At 66.0% G+C, this 18829-nt stretch carries 13 protein-coding genes; 5 read left to right on the plus strand and 8 right to left on the minus strand.

The window, feature by feature from the left end; all coding sequences use genetic code 11:
• Positions 1-53: 53 nt before the first annotated feature.
• Positions 54-2906 carry a TonB-dependent receptor gene (locus tag BM009_RS20570; protein ID WP_175488147.1) on the plus strand — a complete coding sequence of 951 codons (2853 nt, stop codon included), beginning with the start codon at positions 54-56 and terminating at the stop codon, positions 2904-2906.
• A gap of 115 nt (positions 2907-3021) precedes the next feature.
• Here the strand turns inward: BM009_RS20570 and BM009_RS22815 are convergent, their stop codons facing one another.
• On the minus strand, positions 3022-3201 hold the full coding sequence (locus BM009_RS22815) for a hypothetical protein (protein ID WP_217644235.1): 180 nt from the start codon (positions 3199-3201) through the stop codon (positions 3022-3024).
• Positions 3202-3369: 168 nt separating this feature from the next.
• Between BM009_RS22815 and BM009_RS20580 the strand changes: the two genes are divergently transcribed.
• On the plus strand, positions 3370-3627 hold the full coding sequence (locus tag BM009_RS20580; protein ID WP_093299104.1) for a hypothetical protein: 258 nt from the start codon (positions 3370-3372) through the stop codon (positions 3625-3627).
• Between the two features lie 101 nt (positions 3628-3728).
• Complete coding sequence (locus tag BM009_RS20585) at positions 3729-4520, plus strand: ThuA domain-containing protein (protein ID WP_093299259.1); 792 nt, start codon at positions 3729-3731, stop codon at positions 4518-4520.
• 131 nt (positions 4521-4651) lie between these two features.
• On the opposite strand, the gene BM009_RS20590 is transcribed toward BM009_RS20585, so the two are convergent.
• Together BM009_RS20590 and BM009_RS20595 are read right to left on the minus strand one after the other, a co-directional pair.
• On the minus strand, positions 4652-6655 hold the full coding sequence (locus BM009_RS20590; RefSeq protein WP_254772385.1) for a response regulator: 2004 nt from the start codon (positions 6653-6655) through the stop codon (positions 4652-4654).
• A complete protein-coding gene (locus BM009_RS20595) occupies positions 6652-8136 on the minus strand; it encodes an ATPase domain-containing protein (protein WP_093299106.1) in 1485 nt (494 codons plus the stop codon). The genes BM009_RS20590 and BM009_RS20595 overlap by 4 nt, the downstream gene beginning before the upstream one ends.
• Positions 8137-8384: 248 nt before the next feature.
• Between BM009_RS20595 and BM009_RS20600 the strand changes: the two genes are divergently transcribed.
• The gene (locus BM009_RS20600; protein ID WP_093299109.1) at positions 8385-8771 is read left to right on the plus strand and encodes a response regulator; all 387 of its coding nucleotides are present in this window, start codon (positions 8385-8387) and stop codon (positions 8769-8771) included.
• A gap of 13 nt (positions 8772-8784) precedes the next feature.
• On the opposite strand, the gene BM009_RS20605 is transcribed toward BM009_RS20600, so the two are convergent.
• The 5 genes from BM009_RS20605 to BM009_RS20625 form a co-directional block, all read right to left on the minus strand.
• A complete protein-coding gene (locus BM009_RS20605) occupies positions 8785-10275 on the minus strand; it encodes a sensor histidine kinase (protein ID WP_217644236.1) in 1491 nt (496 codons plus the stop codon).
• 121 nt (positions 10276-10396) lie between these two features.
• Complete coding sequence (locus BM009_RS20610; RefSeq protein WP_093299263.1) at positions 10397-10579, minus strand: CsbD family protein; 183 nt, start codon at positions 10577-10579, stop codon at positions 10397-10399.
• Positions 10580-10891: 312 nt separating this feature from the next.
• Positions 10892-13762 (minus strand): TIM-barrel domain-containing protein, encoded by a 2871-nt coding sequence (locus BM009_RS20615; RefSeq protein ID WP_093299115.1) that lies wholly within the window; start codon positions 13760-13762, stop codon positions 10892-10894.
• A gap of 35 nt (positions 13763-13797) precedes the next feature.
• Positions 13798-15420, minus strand: a complete 1623-nt coding sequence (locus BM009_RS20620) for a DUF5597 domain-containing protein (protein ID WP_093299117.1) — start codon at positions 15418-15420, stop codon at positions 13798-13800.
• Entirely contained in the window at positions 15417-17624 is a 2208-nt protein-coding gene (locus tag BM009_RS20625) for a beta propeller repeat protein (RefSeq protein ID WP_254772386.1), read from the minus strand. Before BM009_RS20625 ends, BM009_RS20620 begins: the two co-directional genes overlap by 4 nt.
• Before the next feature lie 171 nt (positions 17625-17795).
• Between BM009_RS20625 and BM009_RS20630 the strand changes: the two genes are divergently transcribed.
• Positions 17796-18647 (plus strand): GDSL-type esterase/lipase family protein, encoded by an 852-nt coding sequence (locus tag BM009_RS20630; protein ID WP_254772387.1) that lies wholly within the window; start codon positions 17796-17798, stop codon positions 18645-18647.
• Positions 18648-18829 lie beyond the last annotated feature (182 nt).

The raw sequence follows: 18829 nt of genomic DNA on the forward strand, positions 1-18829 counted from the left end.
GCTTGCGAGAGGGAGGAAGTATCATGGGCGAGGCTCCAACATGGCGCAGGATCGTGCGCACGGGCATCAGCATCGCAGCGCTGGCTGCCGGGACGCACGCGACGGCGCAGACCGCGCAGCAAGATCAGGGCGCAGCAGCCGGAGCCGGACAGACCAACCCCGGCTCGACCATCCAGTCCGGCCCCGGCACAAGCGGTGATGCGACGACCACCACGGTAGCATCCGGTGACGAGATCATCGTCCGCGGCGTTCGCGGCAGCCTGTTGCGATCGATCGACACCAAGCGCGACGCCTCCACCATCGTCGACGCCATTTCGGCCGAAGAGCTCGGCAAGTTCCCCAATCGCAACGTCGCCGAAGCGCTGTCCAACATCCCGGGCGTGACGGTCGGGCGCGATGGCCGCGGCGAGGGACGCAGCGTCACCGTGCGCGGACTGGGCGAGAATTTCGCGCTCACCACGCTGAACGGGCGCGTATTGCCCACCGATGGCCCCGATCGCTCCTTCGCCTTCGACGTGCTTCCTTCCGAAGTGATCTCGGGCGCCGAGATCCAGAAGGCGGCGCAGGCTTCGCAGCTGGAAGGCAGCATCGGCGGCAATATCGACCTGCGCACCGCACGTCCGTTCGACCATCGCGGCTTCCATGCGGCAGGCTCGCTGGAAGGCCAGTACAACCAGTTCGCCAAGAAGGGCGGCATCAAGGCGGCGGGCGTCGTCAGCAACACCTTCGCCAACGAGACGATGGGCATCCTGGTTTCGGGAACGTACAACAAGTACAAGTTCCGCACCGACAATCTCGGCGAATATTCGAGCAACGACATCTACGACATCGTCGCTGGGCCGAACGGCCAGCGCAGCGTGGTCAACGCGCCCGACGGCGGTGGTGTCATAGAGCCCTATTTCTACAGCGTCGGCTATGTGCTGGGCGAGCGCGAGCGCTGGGGCGGATCGACTGCCTATCAGTGGAAGCCGTCGGACAATTTCGAACTGCGCCTCGACGGCATCTACAGCAACTACAAGGACACCGAACATAACCACCGCGTCTCGGTGGGCCTCACGCCGTTCGATAACGACGGCAACGTCCGCTACGATCTCGACAATGTGAAGATCGACAGCAACAAGGTGCTGACCAACTATACGGTCAACGATGCCACGATCGACGTGCTGTCGACCGACGAACCGCGCAACTCGATCACCTACCAGCTGGGCGGCCATATCGACTGGAAGCCGCTGGAGAGGCTGAGCGTCGCCGCCGACCTGTCCTATGGCAAGGCGACCAACAACACCGGCGGCCAGGATCGCTTCGTGGTGGCGGGCATCCCCGGATCGCGCGCGCAGGTCACGACCCGCGACAACGGCCTTCCGGACCTGCTCCTGACCATCCCCAATGCCGACGGCACCGTCACCAACCGCACGCTGGACCAGGCGGGGAACGCGGATCTGCGCGCGCACTACATCGGTATCCAGGGCCAGAACATCGCCGATCGCAGCACCAGCGCCAAGCTCGACCTCGTATACGCGGCCGACAACGGGCTGCTGCGCTCGATCGCGTTCGGCGGCGCCTATACCGATCGCAAGAAGACCGTAGACGTGATCGACAACCAATATACGACCGCGAATAATTTCGGCGGCTATCCCTTCGCCTTTTCGGCGATCGGCGCGAACGTGGTGCAGGCGCCCGAATTCACCAACATCCTGCCGAACCTGTCCGGCGATTTCCCCCGCGCGATCCCGGCGTTCGACATCAACACCTATCTGTCATCGCTCTCCAAGGCGGAAAACAACCCCAACGTTCTCAATCCGCGGACCGGCGAGCCCTACCCGACCGGCTATGCCACGCAGCAGATCGTCCCCGATCAGCTCGCCTCCTATGCGATCACCGAGCGCACCTGGAATGCCTATGCCCAGTTCAACGTCGGCGGCGAGCGGTGGCGCGGCGATTTCGGGCTGCGCTACGTCAACACCAAGGTGGACTCGCTGGGCTATGGCACGACGGTGCGCAGCTATCAGGTGATCGGCGTGGGCACCGCCAATGTGGTGTTCAATCCGATCGCCCCGATTGCGGGCGGCGGCAGCTATCAGCGGCTGCTTCCTTCCGCGAACATCTCCTATGATCTCGCCGAAGGCCTGCGGGTACGGCTGGCGGCATCGCAGGCGATCTCGCGGCCGACCTTCGGGCAGCTTTCCTCGGCCAAGGACTATTCGGCCGCCCAGTCCAACACGCCGGTGGTCACCGACGCGGGCAACCCGAACCTCAAGCCGGTTTCGGCCGATCAGGCGGATATCTCGCTCGAATATTATCCCAACCGGCGCATCGCGCTGACGCTGGCGGCCTTCTACAAGCACCTCACCAATTTCGTGACGACGCAGGCAGTGGCGTTCGACCTCGTCCCCACCAACCAGGTGCCGGGCGCGCCGGCGAGCTTCCCCTTTACCGAGCTCACCTATGTCAACGGCGACAGCGCCAAGGTGTACGGCATCGAGGCGGGTGGGCAGTATTTCCTCGACAATGGCATCGGCTTCCAGGCGAACGCCACCTACAACCGGTCGCGCGCCAAGCGGGCCGGCCTGCCGACCACGGACCTGCAGGATGCGGTGCCCTTCTCGGCCAATGCCAAGATCTTCTACGAGAAGCATGGCATCAACGCTTCGGTCTCGTACCAATATCAGTCGAGCTTCACCTCGTCGCAGTACAGCTACATCAACACCTTGGCGATCAAGCAGGTGCCCTATCACGAGCTGGCGGCGAGCATCTCGTACGATATCCTGCCGCAGCTCACCGTCTATGTGCAGGGCTCCAACCTGCTGGATACGGCGACGCGGCGATATTCCACCTATACCAACGTGCCTGCGTTCTACGAATATACGGGCCGCGCCTTTTTCTTCGGCGTGCGCGCGCGCCTCTGATCGGGCCGGGACGGGCGGCCGAACGGCCAAAGGGGAGCGGGCAGCCGCAAGACGGCAACGCATAGGCGGTGACGTCCTCCTCAATCGGCGTCTTCACGAAGTGGTGCCCACCCGCCTAGATCACCAGATACCGGCCGCCGCCGATCTCATAGGGGATCGGCGGCGCGTGGCCGCCAGGGGGAAGCACGTTCTTCCACAGCGTCTTGCCGGTGCGCAGCTCGATGGCCCGGATCAGCGTGTCGGCGGCGGCGGCGACCAAGATCAGCCCCGCCTGCCGTAACCACCGATCCGCCATTGTTCGGCATGCCGATGGCAATAGGCAGCATCGAGGGGATCCTGAACGGTCCGTTGGTCCGCGCCTCGCCGAAAAGGCGGACCAGTCCTGTCATCCGGCCGAAACAGGAATGATCCCCGATGCGTTTGTCACCTGGCGTCGATAGAGACGTGCGGCAGGAGTGACGGCATGGACGGATCGGAATCGCTTGAGCTCGGCCTGCGTCGATCGGCGGAAATGGCGGCGATGTTCATGATCGGCGACGGCCTGCTCGGGCTGCTCCAGCCGCGGCGCCATGTCGCGCTCTGGCGGTCGAACGTCCCCGGGGTGGACCTGCTCGTTCGCCCGTTCGCGGCGCACCCCCATCGACGACGGGCCTATGGCGCCCTGCAGATTGTCGCCGGCATCGCGCTTGCCTCCGCATCGAAGCCTCGCAATCTGCCCTGATCCACCGCAAACGCCGCGTGCCCCGTGCTTTACGCTTGAACGGAGCGGTTCCCATCCGCAGGGTGTGCGGCCTGACAATGGCCGAGGCGGGAGAGAACGGCATGCGCAAGATATTGGCCGTATTGGCGCTTTTCACCATGGCGCAGACCGTGCCGGATCCGCATCTGCCCAAGCCGACGCTGGATTCCGTAGCACCCACCTTGCCCCAAGGATTGCAGCACGCGGTGCTGATCGTGTCGAAGACCAATGGCTGGCGGCATCTGGAGCACATCCCGCACTCGAACCGCGTGCTGGCCGATATCGCCAAGGACCTGGGCCGCGCGAGCTACGTCACCGAGAATGCTGCGGTTTTCAATGACGCGCAACTGCGCCATTTCTCCGTCATCGTGCTCAACAGCGCGAGCGGCGAATTCCTCACGCCCGAGCAGCGCGCCGCCTTTGCCCGGTTCGTCGCGCGGGGCGGCGGCGTCGTGGCGCTGCATGCGGCGGGCGACAACAGCCATACCGATCCCTGGTACGTCCGGACGGTGATCGGCACCACGTTCATCGGGCACCCGGGCGGCGCCGATCATCTCCAGTCTGCACGGCTGCTGGTCGACAAGCCCGACCATCCCGCCATGGCCGGCGTGAAGCTGCCCTGGTCGCTGGTCGACGAGTGGTATTCCTTCGATGCGAACCCCGCCGCGAAGGGCATGACCGTGCTCGCCCGGATCGACGAGGCCAGCTATCGGCCCGGCGCCAAGCTGGCGATGGGGGTGCATCCCGTCATCTGGGTCAATCCCTCGACCAAGGGGCGGGTTTTCTATTCGGCGCTCGGACATTCGCCGGAAGCCTATGACGATCCCCAGTATCGGCGCATCCTCACCAACGCCATTCGCTGGGCCGCCCGCTAGGCGCACAACCTTTTCCGACGAGGCGGGCCAGCCAGCCGCGCGGTCGCATTGCGGGTTCTGAAAGCGATCGGAAATCGTCGGGGAAACGATCGACGAAGATCCTTGTCTTCGGCATGACATGAAGTGCCCGGCTATGGCGTGGCGATCAGCTGATCGATGGCCATCGCGATATCGATCTGGCGGAACGGCTTGGCGAGCTGTGGAAGCGGCAAGTCCAGGTCGCCGCCGGCATAGCCGGTGACGATGAGGATCGGCATATCCGGGTGCCCCTCGCGGATGCGCTCGGCAACCTCCGTTCCGTTCATCCTCGGCATCATATAATCGGAGACCACGGCATCGATCTGGATGCCCGTCCGCAGCTTCGCCAGCGCCTGCGCGCCCCCGGCTGCCTCGTGCACTTCATGGCCCAGTTCGCGCAGCATCTCCGCCGTGCCCCGGCGGACCAGTTCCTCATCGTCGATCAGGAGCAGCCGGAGCGGACGCACCGGCTTGCCGGCGGCCGGGAGCCGCGCCGTCGATGGTATGGCACCTCCCGTGGCGACGGGCAGATAGAGGTCGGCGCGGGTGCCCTGGCCGACGCTGCTCTGCAACTCGAAGGCCCCGCCAAGCTGCGCCGCCAGTCCGTGCACCATCGACAGGCCGAGGCCGGTCCCCTTGCCGACGTCCTTGGTCGAAAAGAAGGGCTCGACCGCCTTGGCGAGCGTCACCTCGTCCATGCCCGCACCGGTATCGATCACCGAGATGCGGATATAGGCACCGGGGTTGAGCTTGCTCGGCGTACCGGGACCCAGCACGATGCGATCGGCAGCGATGGTCAGCACGCCGCCGCCCTCCATCGCGTCGCGCGCGTTGACGCACAGATTGAGGATGGCGAGTTCGAGCTGGTTCGGATCCGCGACGCCCGCAGGCAGATCGTGGACGGGAAGCATCCGTAACTCGATGGCAGGCCCGATGGAGCTGGCGATCAGGTCGCGCATCCCCTCGAACAGCTGCGCGATGTCGACCGCGCGGGTTTCCAGGGCCTGCCGGCGCGCGAAGCCGAGCAGGCGACTGACCAGGATCTTGGCGCGCTCCGCCGATTGCAGTGCGCCGTCCAGCAAGCGCGCCGAACGGGGATCGTCGGCGCCATAGCGCCGATTGAGCAGGTCGAGCGCGCCCGTGATCGGGGTCAGCAGATTGTTGATGTCGTGGGCGACGCCCCCGGTCAGCTGGCCGATCGTCTCCAGCTTCTGTGCCTCGTGCAGCTGAGCGATGACCGTCTCGCGCTCGGCGACGGTGGCGGTGACGCGCGCTTCCAGCCCCTCGTTCAGCTCCCGCAATTCCTGCTCGGCACGCTTCCGCTCGGTCACGTCCTGGAAGATGACCGCGACCGCCTTCCGGCTGGAGGGCTCGATGCGGAATGCAGACAGTTCGAGTTGGCGGCGGGTCGCGACCAGTTCGCGCTCGAAGCGGACCGGCTCCCCGGAGACGAGCACCTGGCGATAGAGCGCGACCCAGCCATCGGCCTCGTCGGGCACCATTTCGCGCACCCGCTGGCCGATGACGTTGGCGATCCCCGTATGCCGCGCATAGGCGGGATTGGCCTGGACATGGATATAGTCCGAAAGCGGGCCTTCGGGACCGTCGAGGAACTCGATGACGGCAAAGCCCTCGTCCATCGTGTCGAACAGCGTGCGGTACCGCGCCTCGCCCTCGCGCAGTTCGGTGAGCCGCGCCCGCGCCTCATATTGCCGCTTGCGCGCCCGTAGCGCCGAGCGCGCAAGGCTGATCAGTGTCGTCGGGTGAAAGGGGCGCTCGAGGAAGGTGACGTTGCCGAGCACCTCCAGATAGCGCACCGCCGCCGGATTGCGCTCAAGCCCGCCGCCCCGAGTGGTGAGCAGCACGAAGGGCATGTCCGACCATTCCTCCTGGTGCGACAGCCACTCGGCCAGCGGGTTGAGGTCGGCGCTGGTGATTGCCTCCTCGGTCACCAGGACGAAGGCCGCACCGGCATCCAGCTCGGTGATCAGCGCGAGCAACGACGCGCAAGCGGTTGCTTCGATACCGCCTTCGCGCAGCATCGCCGCGGCGATCGTAGCGTCCCGTCCGCGCGGGGCGAGCACCAACGCCCGCTCCGAAAGCGTGCTGTGCTTCACGTCTCGGGATCGTCGAGCAGGGTCGCCTCGCCGACCATGACCGGCACCCCGCGGAGCACCCCCTGGAAGTTCGCCAAAGGCGGCCCGAGGGTGAGCCCCCGCTCGCCGATGCGATATTCGCGGATCGTGTCCTCGTGCGGACCCGTGCGCTTCTTCACCACCGAAACGGCGCGCCGCACGCGGCCCAGCGCCTCGAAATAGCGCAGCAGGATGACGGTGTCGGCCAGATAGGTGACGTCCACCGGCGACTTCATGTCGCCCACCAGCCCGTGCTGCGCCACCGTGAGGAAGGTCGTCGCGCCGCGGCGGTTCAGATACTGGAGCAGCTCGTGCACGTGGAGCACCAGCGCATTCTCCCCCGGCATCGCGGCCTGGTAGCCGTTGAGGCTGTCCAGAACGACCGTGCGGGCGCCGTGCGTCTCGACGCAGACGCGTACCCGTTCGGAGAATTCGCCCGGCGTCAGCTCGGCGGCATCCACCTGTTCCAGCACCAGTGAGTCGGCGTCGATCATCGCCTGCAGATCGATGCCCAGGCCCTTGGCCCGCTCGATCAGCAGCCCGCGCTCCTCGTCGAACACGAACATCGCCGCCCGTTCGCCGCGTGCGATGGCATTGCGCACGAAGGTGAGCGTCATGATCGACTTGCCGGTGCCTGCCGGGCCCAGCACCAGCACGCTGGAGCCGCGCTCGACGCCGCCGCCCAGCAGCGCGTCGAACTCGGGCATGCCCGTGCCCAGCACGGTGCGTTCCACCGGCCGCTTGTGTTCGGCCGACACCAGCCGCGGGAAGACGCGCACGCCGCCGGTCTCGATCGCGAAATCGTGGAAGCCGCCGCGGAACCGCCGGCCGCGATATTTGATCACGCGCAGCCGCCGGCGCTCCGCCCCATATTCGGGCGCGAGTTCCTCCAGGCGGATGACGCCATGCGCGATCGAATGCACCGTCTTGTCGTTCGCGTCGGTGGTCAGGTCGTCGAGCATCAGCACAGTCGCATTCTGCTGCGCGAAATAATGCTTGAGCGCGAGGATCTGCCGGCGATAGCGCAGCGAGCTTTGCGCGAGCAGCCGGATCTCCGACAGGCTGTCCAGCACGACGCGATCGGGGCGGACCCGCTCGAACACGTCGAAGATGCGGCGCGTCGTCTCCCCCAGTTCCAGGTCCGAGGAGTAGAGCAGGCTCTGCTGCTGCTCCTCATCGAGCAGGTTTTCGGGCGGCACCAGTTCGAACAGATCGAGGCCCTGCAGATCCCAGCCATGTGCGGTGGCGGTGGCCCGCAATTCTTCCTCCGTTTCGGAAAGGGTGATGTACAGGCAGCGCTCGTCCGATGCCGCGCCCGCACGCAGGAACTGCATTGCGATCGTCGTCTTGCCTGTGCCGGGGCTGCCCTCGAGCAGGAAAACGCGCCCCCGTGCGAGGCCGCCGCTCAGCACGTCGTCGAGTCCGTCAATTCCGATGGTCGCTTGATGGTCGGCTAGGGTCATATGGTCTCCTGCGAAGCGTTCGATAGGGTGCCTTGCAGGCGAACCCACCAACCCTGCGGCCGCGCAATCGCGTTTGTTTCCGGGTTGTTATCAACTGGCGGGCAAGCGCGATAGGCCCCGGAAGGTCGAATGTTGCTAGACAAGAGTTAAGCAGCCCAACGCGCAGCGTCAGAAAGCATCGGCAGTAGGCCCCTTTGAAAGGGAACGGGCGCGCCGCTGCAGCATTGTGAACGAATGAGGGTCCCACTATGAAATCCGTGCTCATCGTCGAGGATGAAATCTTCATCGCCATGGAGATCGAGCGGGTCCTTCAGGATGCCGGATACACGGTCGTTGCTATTGCGGCCGACCAGACGGAAGCGCTGGCTGCAGCAGCGGCAGCCGAGGTGGCCTTTGTCGATCTGAATCTGAGGGACGGGCCGACGGGCCCCCGCCTGGCGCAAGAGCTGGCGGACAGGTTCAGCCTGAGGATCGTCTATGTGACGGCCAACCCAAGCCAGATCGAACAGCCTGCTCCGACAGCGATCGGCTATATCCGCAAGCCATTTTCGGAAGAGGCGATCCTCGCGGCCGCGGCCATCGCAGCCGAGCCGGAATCAGCACAGCTGATCCACCAGGACATCGTCATCCTCTAGCAGACAGAGTCCGCTAGCGGTGCAGGGCCGTTTCGGGAACCGCAAGGCGCAGCCGCAAGCCCTGGGCTGGCCAGTCCCGCTCGATGCGGCCGCCCAGCTGCTTGATGGCGCTCAGCTCGATCAACCTGGTGCCGAAGCCGTCATGCGCGGGCGCGGAAACGGGAGGGCCGCCACGCTCGATCCATTCGATTTCGACGCGATCATCGTTCGAGGCGATCACGATCTGGACCTTGCCATCGGCGGACGACAGCGATCCATATTTCGCTGCGTTGGTCGCCAGTTCGTGAAACAGAAGTGCCAAGGGAGTGGCAGAGCGGTCGTCGATCGTCGCATCATCCCCCAGAATGGCGACACGCCCGCCATAGGCTTCCATCAACGCACCGAGCATCCCGACGAGGCTGTCCTGCACGGCGCTTGGCCGGGATGCCTCGCTGTGCGGTCGGACGAAGTCATGCGCGCGGCCGAGCGCCAGGATCCGCTCCCGCAGGTCGTCGGCAAAGGGCTTCATCTGCGGGTGCTGCCGGGTCGAGAAGCTGATCAATCCACTGATCACGGCGAAGATGTTCTTGATGCGATGGCTGAGTTCGTGGGCCACGATCTCTTTTTGCGCCTGTATCATCTTCTGATCGTGGATGTCCGTGCACGCGCCGAACCACCGGGTGATCACGCCGCTTCGATCCCGGATGGGGAGCGCCCGGCCCAGCGTCCAGCGATACTCGCCGTCCGCGCGGCGCAGGCGATACTCGATCTCGTACGGTTCTCCCGTTTCCAGCGACTTGCGCCAGACCGACCAGGCATGCGGCTGGTCCTCCGGGTGGAACATGCCGTTCCAAGCCTCCCCGTCGGTCGAACCGTGCGGCATGCCGGTGAATTCATACCAGCGCGCGTTGTAATAATCGTGGAAGCCGTCCGGGTGCGTCGACCACACCATCTGCGGCATCGCATCCGCCAGGATCCGGAACTTGGCTTCTCGCTCGTCCAGTTCCCGGTCGGTCCGGCGCGACGCGCGACGTGCGGTCAGCAACGCCATGACGTTCGCGGCCAGGACGAACAATCCTTCGCGCTGTACCGCAGTCAGCCCGGCGCGCGGCTCGCGATCGATGACGCAAAGCGCGCCGAGCTGAACGCCGTCGTCCGAGACGAGCGGCGCGCCGGCGTAGAAGCGAATGTGCGGCTCGCCGGTCACCAGTGGATTGTCGACGAAGCGCGGATCCTGCGTCGCATCGGGCACGATCATGATGTCGGTACCCCGCATCGCGTGCGCGCAGAAGGAGGTCTCACGCGGCGTCTCGCCAACCGGGAGCCCGGTTCGCGCCGGGAACCATTGGCGTTGGCTTTCGACGATGCTCACAAGGGCGATCGATGTCGCACACAAGGTCGAGGCGAAATCGGTGATGCGCGTGAGCTCGGCGCTCCCAACCAAGTCCGCCAAACCGAAAGTTTCGAGGGATTTGGCCCGTGCGGCCTCGTCCTGGACGCTTGCACTGTCGAACTCTGCGATCATCAGCGGGACATTCGCTTCCATCGGTCGCACGGACAGGCAGCGATTGCCGCGCCGCGGTTTGGGCCAAAAAAGAGGAATGCCGCCGCGGCATCCCGCGGCGGCAGCCCAATAACGCGACAGGTCAGATGTCGTCGCCGAGCGCGCCCTTGACGCTGCCCTTCACATCCTGCGCCGTACCCTTGAGCTGCTGCGCCTCGCCTTCGGCGACCAGCTTCTCGTTGTCGGTCGCTTTGCCGATCGCTTCCTTCACGTTGCCAACCACCTTGTTGCCGGCAGCGCTGATCTTGTCGGTGAGTTCGCCCATGGTCATTCCTTTCACGAGACTGTCTTGAGGCAGTGCCGATCAACGTACTGATCTAGGTCAAGTTCCTCGCCGAAGGTCGAAGCATGGCTGCAATCAGCCTCGCCAATCGCGAGGTTGACCGGCGCGGTCGGCAGCGTCCGGCGGAAGCGGATAGGCGCTCTGGTGCGGTGAAGCGCCGGCCTTGGCCAAAAGCGCTCGAGTCTGGCGGCCGCTATGGACCGTTCCGGCGAGCGGGGCACGCCGGATCCCAAGGGCGGCAGGGCGGCAGCCCGCGCCCGCACGGCGCGACGCTGCCCCCCTGCCGCGATCCCGTCAGGCCCGCTTCACCACAAGGGCACGGCCGTCGTATCGGACTTCGGTATCGAAGCCGTTGTCGTCGGTCACCGGCTTGCCGGCACGCACCCATTTCACCCGGAAGCTGCGGGCAGCGGGCATGCCAGCCCAGCCCTTGCCCTCGCGCGCGCCGATGGTCAGCGTGCCCGTCTTGTCGTCATAGGTCAGCGGAATCCGGCTGAACGCGCCGGTCTTGTACTGCTCGCTGCGACCGTCATCCTCGTAGAGCGAGAAGGCGCCGTTCGCGCCCGTATAGACGGTGATGGTCAGGGGAGCGCCCGGCTGCTGGTCGACATATTGCGTGACGGGACCCATCGGCACGATCGCGCCGGCGCGCACGAACAGCGGCATCCGCTCGGCGGGCGCAGCAATCCCGGCGCTGGTGCCGCCGCGATAGGTCTTGCCGGTGCCGAACTCGTACCAGGTGCCCGCGCCGGGGAAGTAGACGGTGCGGCTGCGCGCCTTGTACTCGGTCACGGGTGCTACGAGGAACGCGTCGCCGAACAGATACTGGTCGTCGATGTTCCGGGCCCTGGCATCGGTCGGGAAGTCCATCGCCAGGCCCCGCATGATGCTGCCGTCCTTCATATAGGTGTCGGCGCCCAGCGTGTAGATATAGGGCATCAGGCGGTAGCGAAGTTCATCGTACCACACCATCGAGGCGCGCATCGGCGAGCCTTCGGGCGAGATCTCGTAGATCTCGCGGTACGGGAACTCGCCATGGCTGCGGAACAGCGGGCTGAACGCGCCGAACTGGAACCAGCGCAGGTTGAGCTCGCGCCATTCGGCGAGGTCTTCCGGCTTCGGGTTCTTGGTCTCGTAGCGCGGCTCGACCGCGAAGCCGCCGATGTCGTGCGTCCAATTGGGCAGCCCCGACATGGCGGTGTTGACCCCCGCCGAGATCTGCGCGCGCAGATCATACCAGCGCGTGGCCACGTCGCCCGACCATACCGCCGCGCCGTAGCGCTGCAGGCCGCCGAAGCCTGAACGGGTGAGCAGGAACGGCCGCACGTCGGGCTTGAAGCTGCGCCAGCCCTCGAAGAAGGCGCGCGCGTTCATCAGCGGGTAGCTGTTGAAATACTGCGCCGCCGGCCCGATCGCGGTCGGCCCCATGGTGTCGATCCGCTCCGGAATCGAGAGGTTCGAGTGCATGTCCGGCTCGCTGGCATCGGCCCACCAAGCATCGGTGCCCAGCACGCCCAGCCGCTCCTGGATCTGCTTCCAGAAGATGCGGCGCCCTTCCGCCGAATAGGGATCGTAGAAGGTGTTGGCATAGCCTGGGCCGACCCAGTCCTTGTTCCCCTGGCGCAGATTGCCCTGATAGGCGGCACCCGCTGCGTTCAACTCCTTGTAGGTGTCGGTCGTCGGGTAGAATTTCGGCCAGACCGAGATCATGAAGTTGGCGTGCTGGTCATGCACCTTGTCGATCATCGCCTTGGGATCGGCGAAGCGGGTGGGATCGAACTTGTGGCTGCCCCAATCGTCGTCGCGCCAGTAGCGCCAGTCGAGCACGATGTTGTCGAGCGGGATATTGAGCGACCGGTACTTGTCGACCACGCCGGTCACCTCGGCGGCGGTGTCGTAGCGCTGGCGCGACTGCCAGAAGCCATAGACCCATTTGGGCATCATCTCGGCCTTGCCGGTGATCTGGCGATAGCCGGCGATCACGCCGTCGAGATTGTCGGCAGGCACGAACCAATAGTTCTTCGCCTGACCCACCTCGCTGGTGAACCACACCGAATGGCGGTCCTGCGCGGGCAGCGGATCATTGTGGAGCAGCGCCATATAGCCGGCGTTAGGTTCCCATTCGATGCGGATCTGCACCGGCTTGCCCTTGGCCATCGGCAGGTCGAAGTTCGCGTACCAGGGGTTCCAGTTCTGGCGCCAGCGGTCGAGCACCAGCTTCCCGTCGGCATAGACCTTGTAATAGCTCGAGCCGTAGAGCTGGAACTTGTGGGTGCCGGTCACCTCGGGCTGGACGTCGCCGGTCCACACCACGGTCTGCTTCTGCACCGCGTTGCCGGCGGTGTTCTGGCCGCCCGTCGCCGCCACCGTCTTTGCCTTGGCCGCCTCCGGCCAGTTCTTCTGGTCCTTGATGTACTGGTAGTCGATCGTGGCTTCCTGGCGGGTGACCGCGGGCTTGCCGTCGAGGAAATATTCGGCCTTCCAGCCCGGCTTGCCGCCGCTGGTGACCTTCAGCCCCTCGCCGACCAGCGTGTAGGGCTTGGGGTTGCCGAAGCGGCTGATGCTCGCATTGTCCCACAGCAGACCGTAGCTGCGCGTCGAGACGACGAACGGCACCGCGATGTCCATATTGTGCTGGGCGAGTTCGACGTCCTCGCCATTATAGTTCATCTGCGCATTCTGGTGCTGACCCAGGCCGTACAGACCCTCGTCGGTGCCGCGGTTGAACTGCTGGCTGACCGCGACGAAAGGCTTGCCCTCGACGGTGACCGGCTTGAACGCCGCCTGGCCGGATTCGGCGAGCAGCTCGCGGCCCTTGGCATCGGTGAAGCGGACGCGGCCGGTGGCGAGCTCGACATCGGCGGTGGCGCGCCTGGCCTTTACCAGCACATGGCCGTTCGCCTGGGAAACCTCGAACGCACCGGCGGCCGGCGGATTGGGCGCCATCAGGCTGGGCGCGAGCGTGCCGGTGTCGACACCCTTGGGCAACGCCACGACATGGAAAATGCCGTCGCCGTGTACGGTGACTTCCACCTTGGCGGCGCTGCCGCCGGTCGGCGTGACGACCACGCCGGTATCGGTGCGGCTATAGCCGTTTTCCTGCGCCGCCTGCGCCGACGCCACCGCGCTGCCGGCGAGCAGCGCCGCGATCCAAACCCTCTTCATGACCAAATCTCCGGCTTTTCTTCTGTTTCCGCCGCTCAACGATAGCGGCCCATGGTGATCTTCAGGACCTGCGGCTTATCCACCAGGTTGAGACCGTAATCGGTCTGGTCGCCGTTCCAGACGCGCGACGTCTTCCACTTGCCGTCGACGAAGCTGCCCTCCTCGGCACGCAGCAGGATGCCGCCCGGCGCGCTGCCTTCCGCCGCCGAGAAGCTGACGCGGACATGATCGCCCACCACCAGGAACTCGTTGTCGGAAAGCTGCGCCACCGCGACCCCGCCGATCTTCTCCGCGCCCCAGGGGGCGGGCTCGCTCTTCAGGAAGGTCCATTCCTTCATGCCGAACTGCCACTGGCCCCAATCGGCGCTGATCTGCCAGCCGCCCATCGCGGTCGAGCGCGGCTTGCCGTCGTCGGGCCGCGCCACGCCCCAGGTCGGGCGAGTGAAGGCGATCCGTGCCCAGTCGCGCGCCATGCCGTGCAGCATGCCATAGGGCAGCGCGAACGCATCCAGCGTCGCCGGCTCGAGATCGCGCGAGCCGAGCGGATAGTTGTAATAGCCGGTGCCATCCATGCCGAACGGCGCAAAGCCGATCGCGCCGCGACCCAGCGCCTCGTAGAAGAAGCGAGCGAACTCGCGGGCGTTGCCGATCTCCGGCACCAGCAGCGCGTTGTCGGGACGGGCATATTTTTCGAGGTACAGCGCCACATTGTCGCTGGTGCGATCGTAGAGATCGGGCGCGGCGAAATCGAGCGCAGGCGCGGCGGCCTTCCAGATGTCGAGCACGTCCTGCTGCGGTCCGCCACTCGCCACGCCGTCGGGATCGGGCACGTTGGACGGGCCGGCGAGCGCCGCGTTGACGTACATCGGCAGCGGCTTCACCGCCTTGCCCGCCGCCGCGATCGCATTGACGTAGCGCGCGACATACCAGCTGTTGAACGCGCGATCGGCCTGGGTACCAAAGGCCTGCGCCCAGGTGCCGCGCTTGCCCGTCTTCTTCGCGAGTTCGGCCGGAATGGCCTGCGCGAACAGCCGGTTGCCCTCGGCGGAGAAGTCGCGGGGGTTGCGATAGCTGCCCGTCTCGTTCTCCGGCTGGACCAGGATCACGGTGTTCTGCGGATCATGGTCGCGAAGATATTCCATCACCTTCACGAAGGCGCGCATGTCAGCCTTCAGCGTCTCGGCCCCGTGCGCGCTCAGCACGCCGTGATCCTTGCCGTCGCGCGTCTTCATCCGCGGGAAGCGCTTCGCATCCAGCTTCACCCAGTCGGGCGTGTAGCTGTAGCTGGTGTTCTTCCAGGTGCCGAACCACAAGAGCACCACCCGCTTGTCGTGCGCGCGGGCCTGCTCGAGCAGCGTCTGGAGGAAGCTGAGGTCGAACTCGCCCTCGCGCGGCTCCACCTGCTGCCACGCGATCGGCACTTCCACGGTATTGGCATGCATCCGATCGAGCACCGCCCAGGCGGTCGCGAGCGGCTCGGCATAGTTGCTCGAATTGTTGACCTGCCCGCCCAGCATCAGGAACGGTGCGCCGTCGACGATCAGCGCATGGCGGCCGTTCTTCGTCTCGATGTGCGGCACCGGCGTCGCCGTCTGGGCGGCCGCCGTGCCCGCGAGCAGCAGCGCCAGCGCGGCGCCTTGAAGCAGTTGCAGTCTCATTTCTTCTCCCTTGCCGGATCGCCATAGAACAGCCCGCGCCCGTCCGTGCCGAGATAGACCCGGCCGGCGACGCGCGGATCGCCCGAAATCACGCGGAACCGCAGGCCCCATTGGTGCCCGTCGTCGTTGATCCGCTGCCAATGTTTCCCCAGATCGTCCGAGCGCCACACGGCGCGCAGGCCGGCCAGCGTGCCCACGGCATAGAGGCTGGGCTCACGCCCCTGCCCCTTGCCGAGGCCGAACAGCTCCACCTGCAGCGCGCCGCTCGCGGGCTGGAACGACGCGCCGCCATCTGTGCTGCGCCACAGCTGCGCGCCCAGCTTCAGCCAAAGCTCGCCTGCTGCGAAGGGCGAAGCGACCAGGGTCGACTGCTGCTCGCGGTTGCGGATACGCGCCGCTGATAGATCCTTCGGGAGTCCGCGCCCGGCGAGCGGCACGAAATGCGCGCCGCCATCGCGCGAGCCCAGCACATGGGCGTCGCTCACCGCATAGAAGCGCGCCGGATCGACCTTGTCCGCGGTTGCGCGGGTGCTGCCCGGCAGCCCCGCCACGGGCAGCCAGGTCTTGCCGCCGTCACGGGTGCGCAGCGGTTCGGGCGCGCCCACCAGCATCGTGGCACCATCGGCGGAAACGCTGATCGCCGCTTCGCCGTTCAGGTCGGCGCGGACGGGCGGATTGCCCATCGCCGGCACCTTCACCGGCACCCAACTGCGCCCGCCATCCTCGGAGCGGCCGAGCGAAGCGTCGCGCGGGCGGTTCGCATAGAGGCTGCCGCTGCGCACGATCACGCTCGGCTTGCGGCCCGCATAATCGAGCGTGTTGGTGTTGGAGAGATAGGGGTTGGTAAAGCTGGGCTGGGGCGAGACGGCGAAATCATCGTGCACGAACCCCGCCAGGTCGCCGAAGCCGGAGACGAGATGCGCGCCGCCGGTCGGCGAGATCAGCGTGATGATCGCGGTCTGCTCGATGCCGAGCACCCAGGGCGCCCAGTCGACACGGGCCTGCCCTGCCGCCCCGGTTGCATAAACCGTGGCCCCCGTCGTGTAGGCGATGTGCCCGGCATCGAACGGATCGATCGCGAGGCCGGTGATCCAATGGCCGAAATCCGCGCCCTTGCCTTCGTGCAGCAGGAAGGGCGACGCGGTAATGTCGCGGCGGCTGCGCGGCCCGAGATCCTGCCAGTGCGCGCCCCCGTCGCGCGACAGCCACATCGTATCGCCAAGCTTGTACCGATCCAGCGTGCTGATCGCCACGGTGCCCGGTGCCGAAGCGGCGACCGCGACTCCCAATATGCCGCCCTCGCGGTGATCGGGCGGCGTGATCGCCTGCCCCTTGCCGTCCGGCGTGAAGCGCCACACCGCGCCGTCCAGCGCATCGCTCTGGCCGATGCCGGTGGCATAGCCGACATATAGCGTGCCGTCCGCGGCGATCGCTGCCTTGACGGCGAGCATCTCCTGCCCGGGACCCGCGACCGGCAGCCAGCTCGCGCCGCCATCCTCGGAACGATAGAGGTGGACGGCTCCCGGATCGGCGACACCCGCCCAGATCCGCCGCGAGCCGGTGCCGCGCGCGCCGCTGCTCGGATCGAACGCGACGAACGCCACGCCGCCACGCCTCTGGCGGGGTGCGGGCGTGCCAAGTCCTGCCACGGGGAAAGCGGTAATCTTGGACCAGTGCGCGCCCGCATCGTCGCTGCGCCACAGGCCGTCATGCCGTGAGCCGAAAAACAACGTCGTCGTACGGTTCGGATCCACCGCCAGCCGCTCGCCAAGGCCGCGCCCCGCCTCGTTGCCGCCCATCGCGAAGGGCACCGGCGTCACCGCCCAGGTCGCCCCGCGATCGGTCGATCGCAGGATCGCCGCCGGGGCGTTCGCGCCCATCCCCGCGGCCATGGTGACCACCGCCGGATCGCGCGGATCGGGCGCGATGCTCTCGATGCCCATATAGCTCGAGACAACGTTGCCATCCTGCAGCGGCACCCAACGCGCCGCAGCAGCGTCCCACCGATACGCGCCGCCCATGTCGGTGCGCAGATAGGCGAGCCCGCGCTCGGCCGGGCTGAACACGATGCCCGGCGCATAGCCGCCGGCGCCCACCGTCACATTGGTCCAGCGATAGGGGATTTGCGCGCGCGCCACACCTCCGGCCGGCGCGGCCAGGATGGCAAGCGCCGCGAACATGCCGAGCGACATGGAACGCCTCATTCCTCTCCCCTCCCGCACACGAGCCGCTGGCTCTTTTACGATTGCGTGCAAGGAGGTTAGCGCTACCAGCCGCCGAAGGGAACCGTGTTTTGAAATTTACTTTTACAGATGAATGACTTTTACAGTGGCCAGCCTGCGGATAATCGCGGTCCGGTCATGAGGAATATCCAGATGCAACAGGCATTTGACCGCCCTTCATCGCCGCGGCTCGGGCGGCACATGGTCCGCATTGCCGCCCCGCTGCTTGCGCTGCTGCTGGCAGGCGCGAACGATCCGGAGCAACCCTATCGCTCCAGCCCTGAACGACGCATCGTCGAAGATCGTCGCGATTGGGGACCGTGGCTTGGGCCGTTCCGCGCCAAGCTCGTGCCGAGCATGATGCAGGATTTCGGCGAACGCTATCTCTATGCGGCTGCCAATGCCGCGCTTCCGCCGCCCAGAAAAGCTGAGCAGCGGGTGGTGTTCATCGGCGATTCGATCACCGACGGCTGGGACCTCACCCGCAGCTTTCCGGGCCAGCCCTATGTCAATCGTGGCATCGGCGGCCAGGTGACCGCGCAGATGCTGGTCCGGTTCGAACAGGATGTCGTGGCGCTCCATCCCCGGGCGGTGGTGATTCTGGGCGGCGTCAATGACGTCACCGGCGTTCTCCAGGTCGAAAGCGCCGAGTCGATCCTCGCCAATATCGAGGCAATGGCCGACATCGCCACTGCCCATGGCATCGCCGTCGTGCTGTGCTCGATCCTCCCCGTGAACGACGACGGAGAGGCCGCGCGGAACGTCGTGCGGGAGCGCAAGCCTGCCGAACTCCGTCGGATCAACGCCGGGCTCCGCGCCCTCGCCGCCAAGCGGCACTTTGCCTATGCCGATTATGATGCAGTGCTGGCGGACGATCGCGGCCTGCTGCGCGCGGGCTATGCGCGAGATGGCATCCACCCCCTTCCACAAGCCTATGCGCGAATGGCGCCGGTGGTTGCCCGTGCACTCCAGCGCGCGCTGACGCGTTCTCACACAAGTATTTGATTTAACTTCCAAATCGCATTGTTAACGTGAACAGGTTTCATGGGTAAACCTTCGTTTCACATTATTGTTGCGATAAATCCTAGCTAATGGTAGCGCAAACATCCGGATGCCGGGATCACACCGGCACCGCGTGCGCGACATGCGTTTCCATGCGCCGCCACACCATCTGCGATCGGCGCCAA

It is taken from the genome of Sphingomonas sp. NFR04, assembly GCF_900114095.1.
Classification (GTDB): domain Bacteria; phylum Pseudomonadota; class Alphaproteobacteria; order Sphingomonadales; family Sphingomonadaceae; genus Sphingomonas.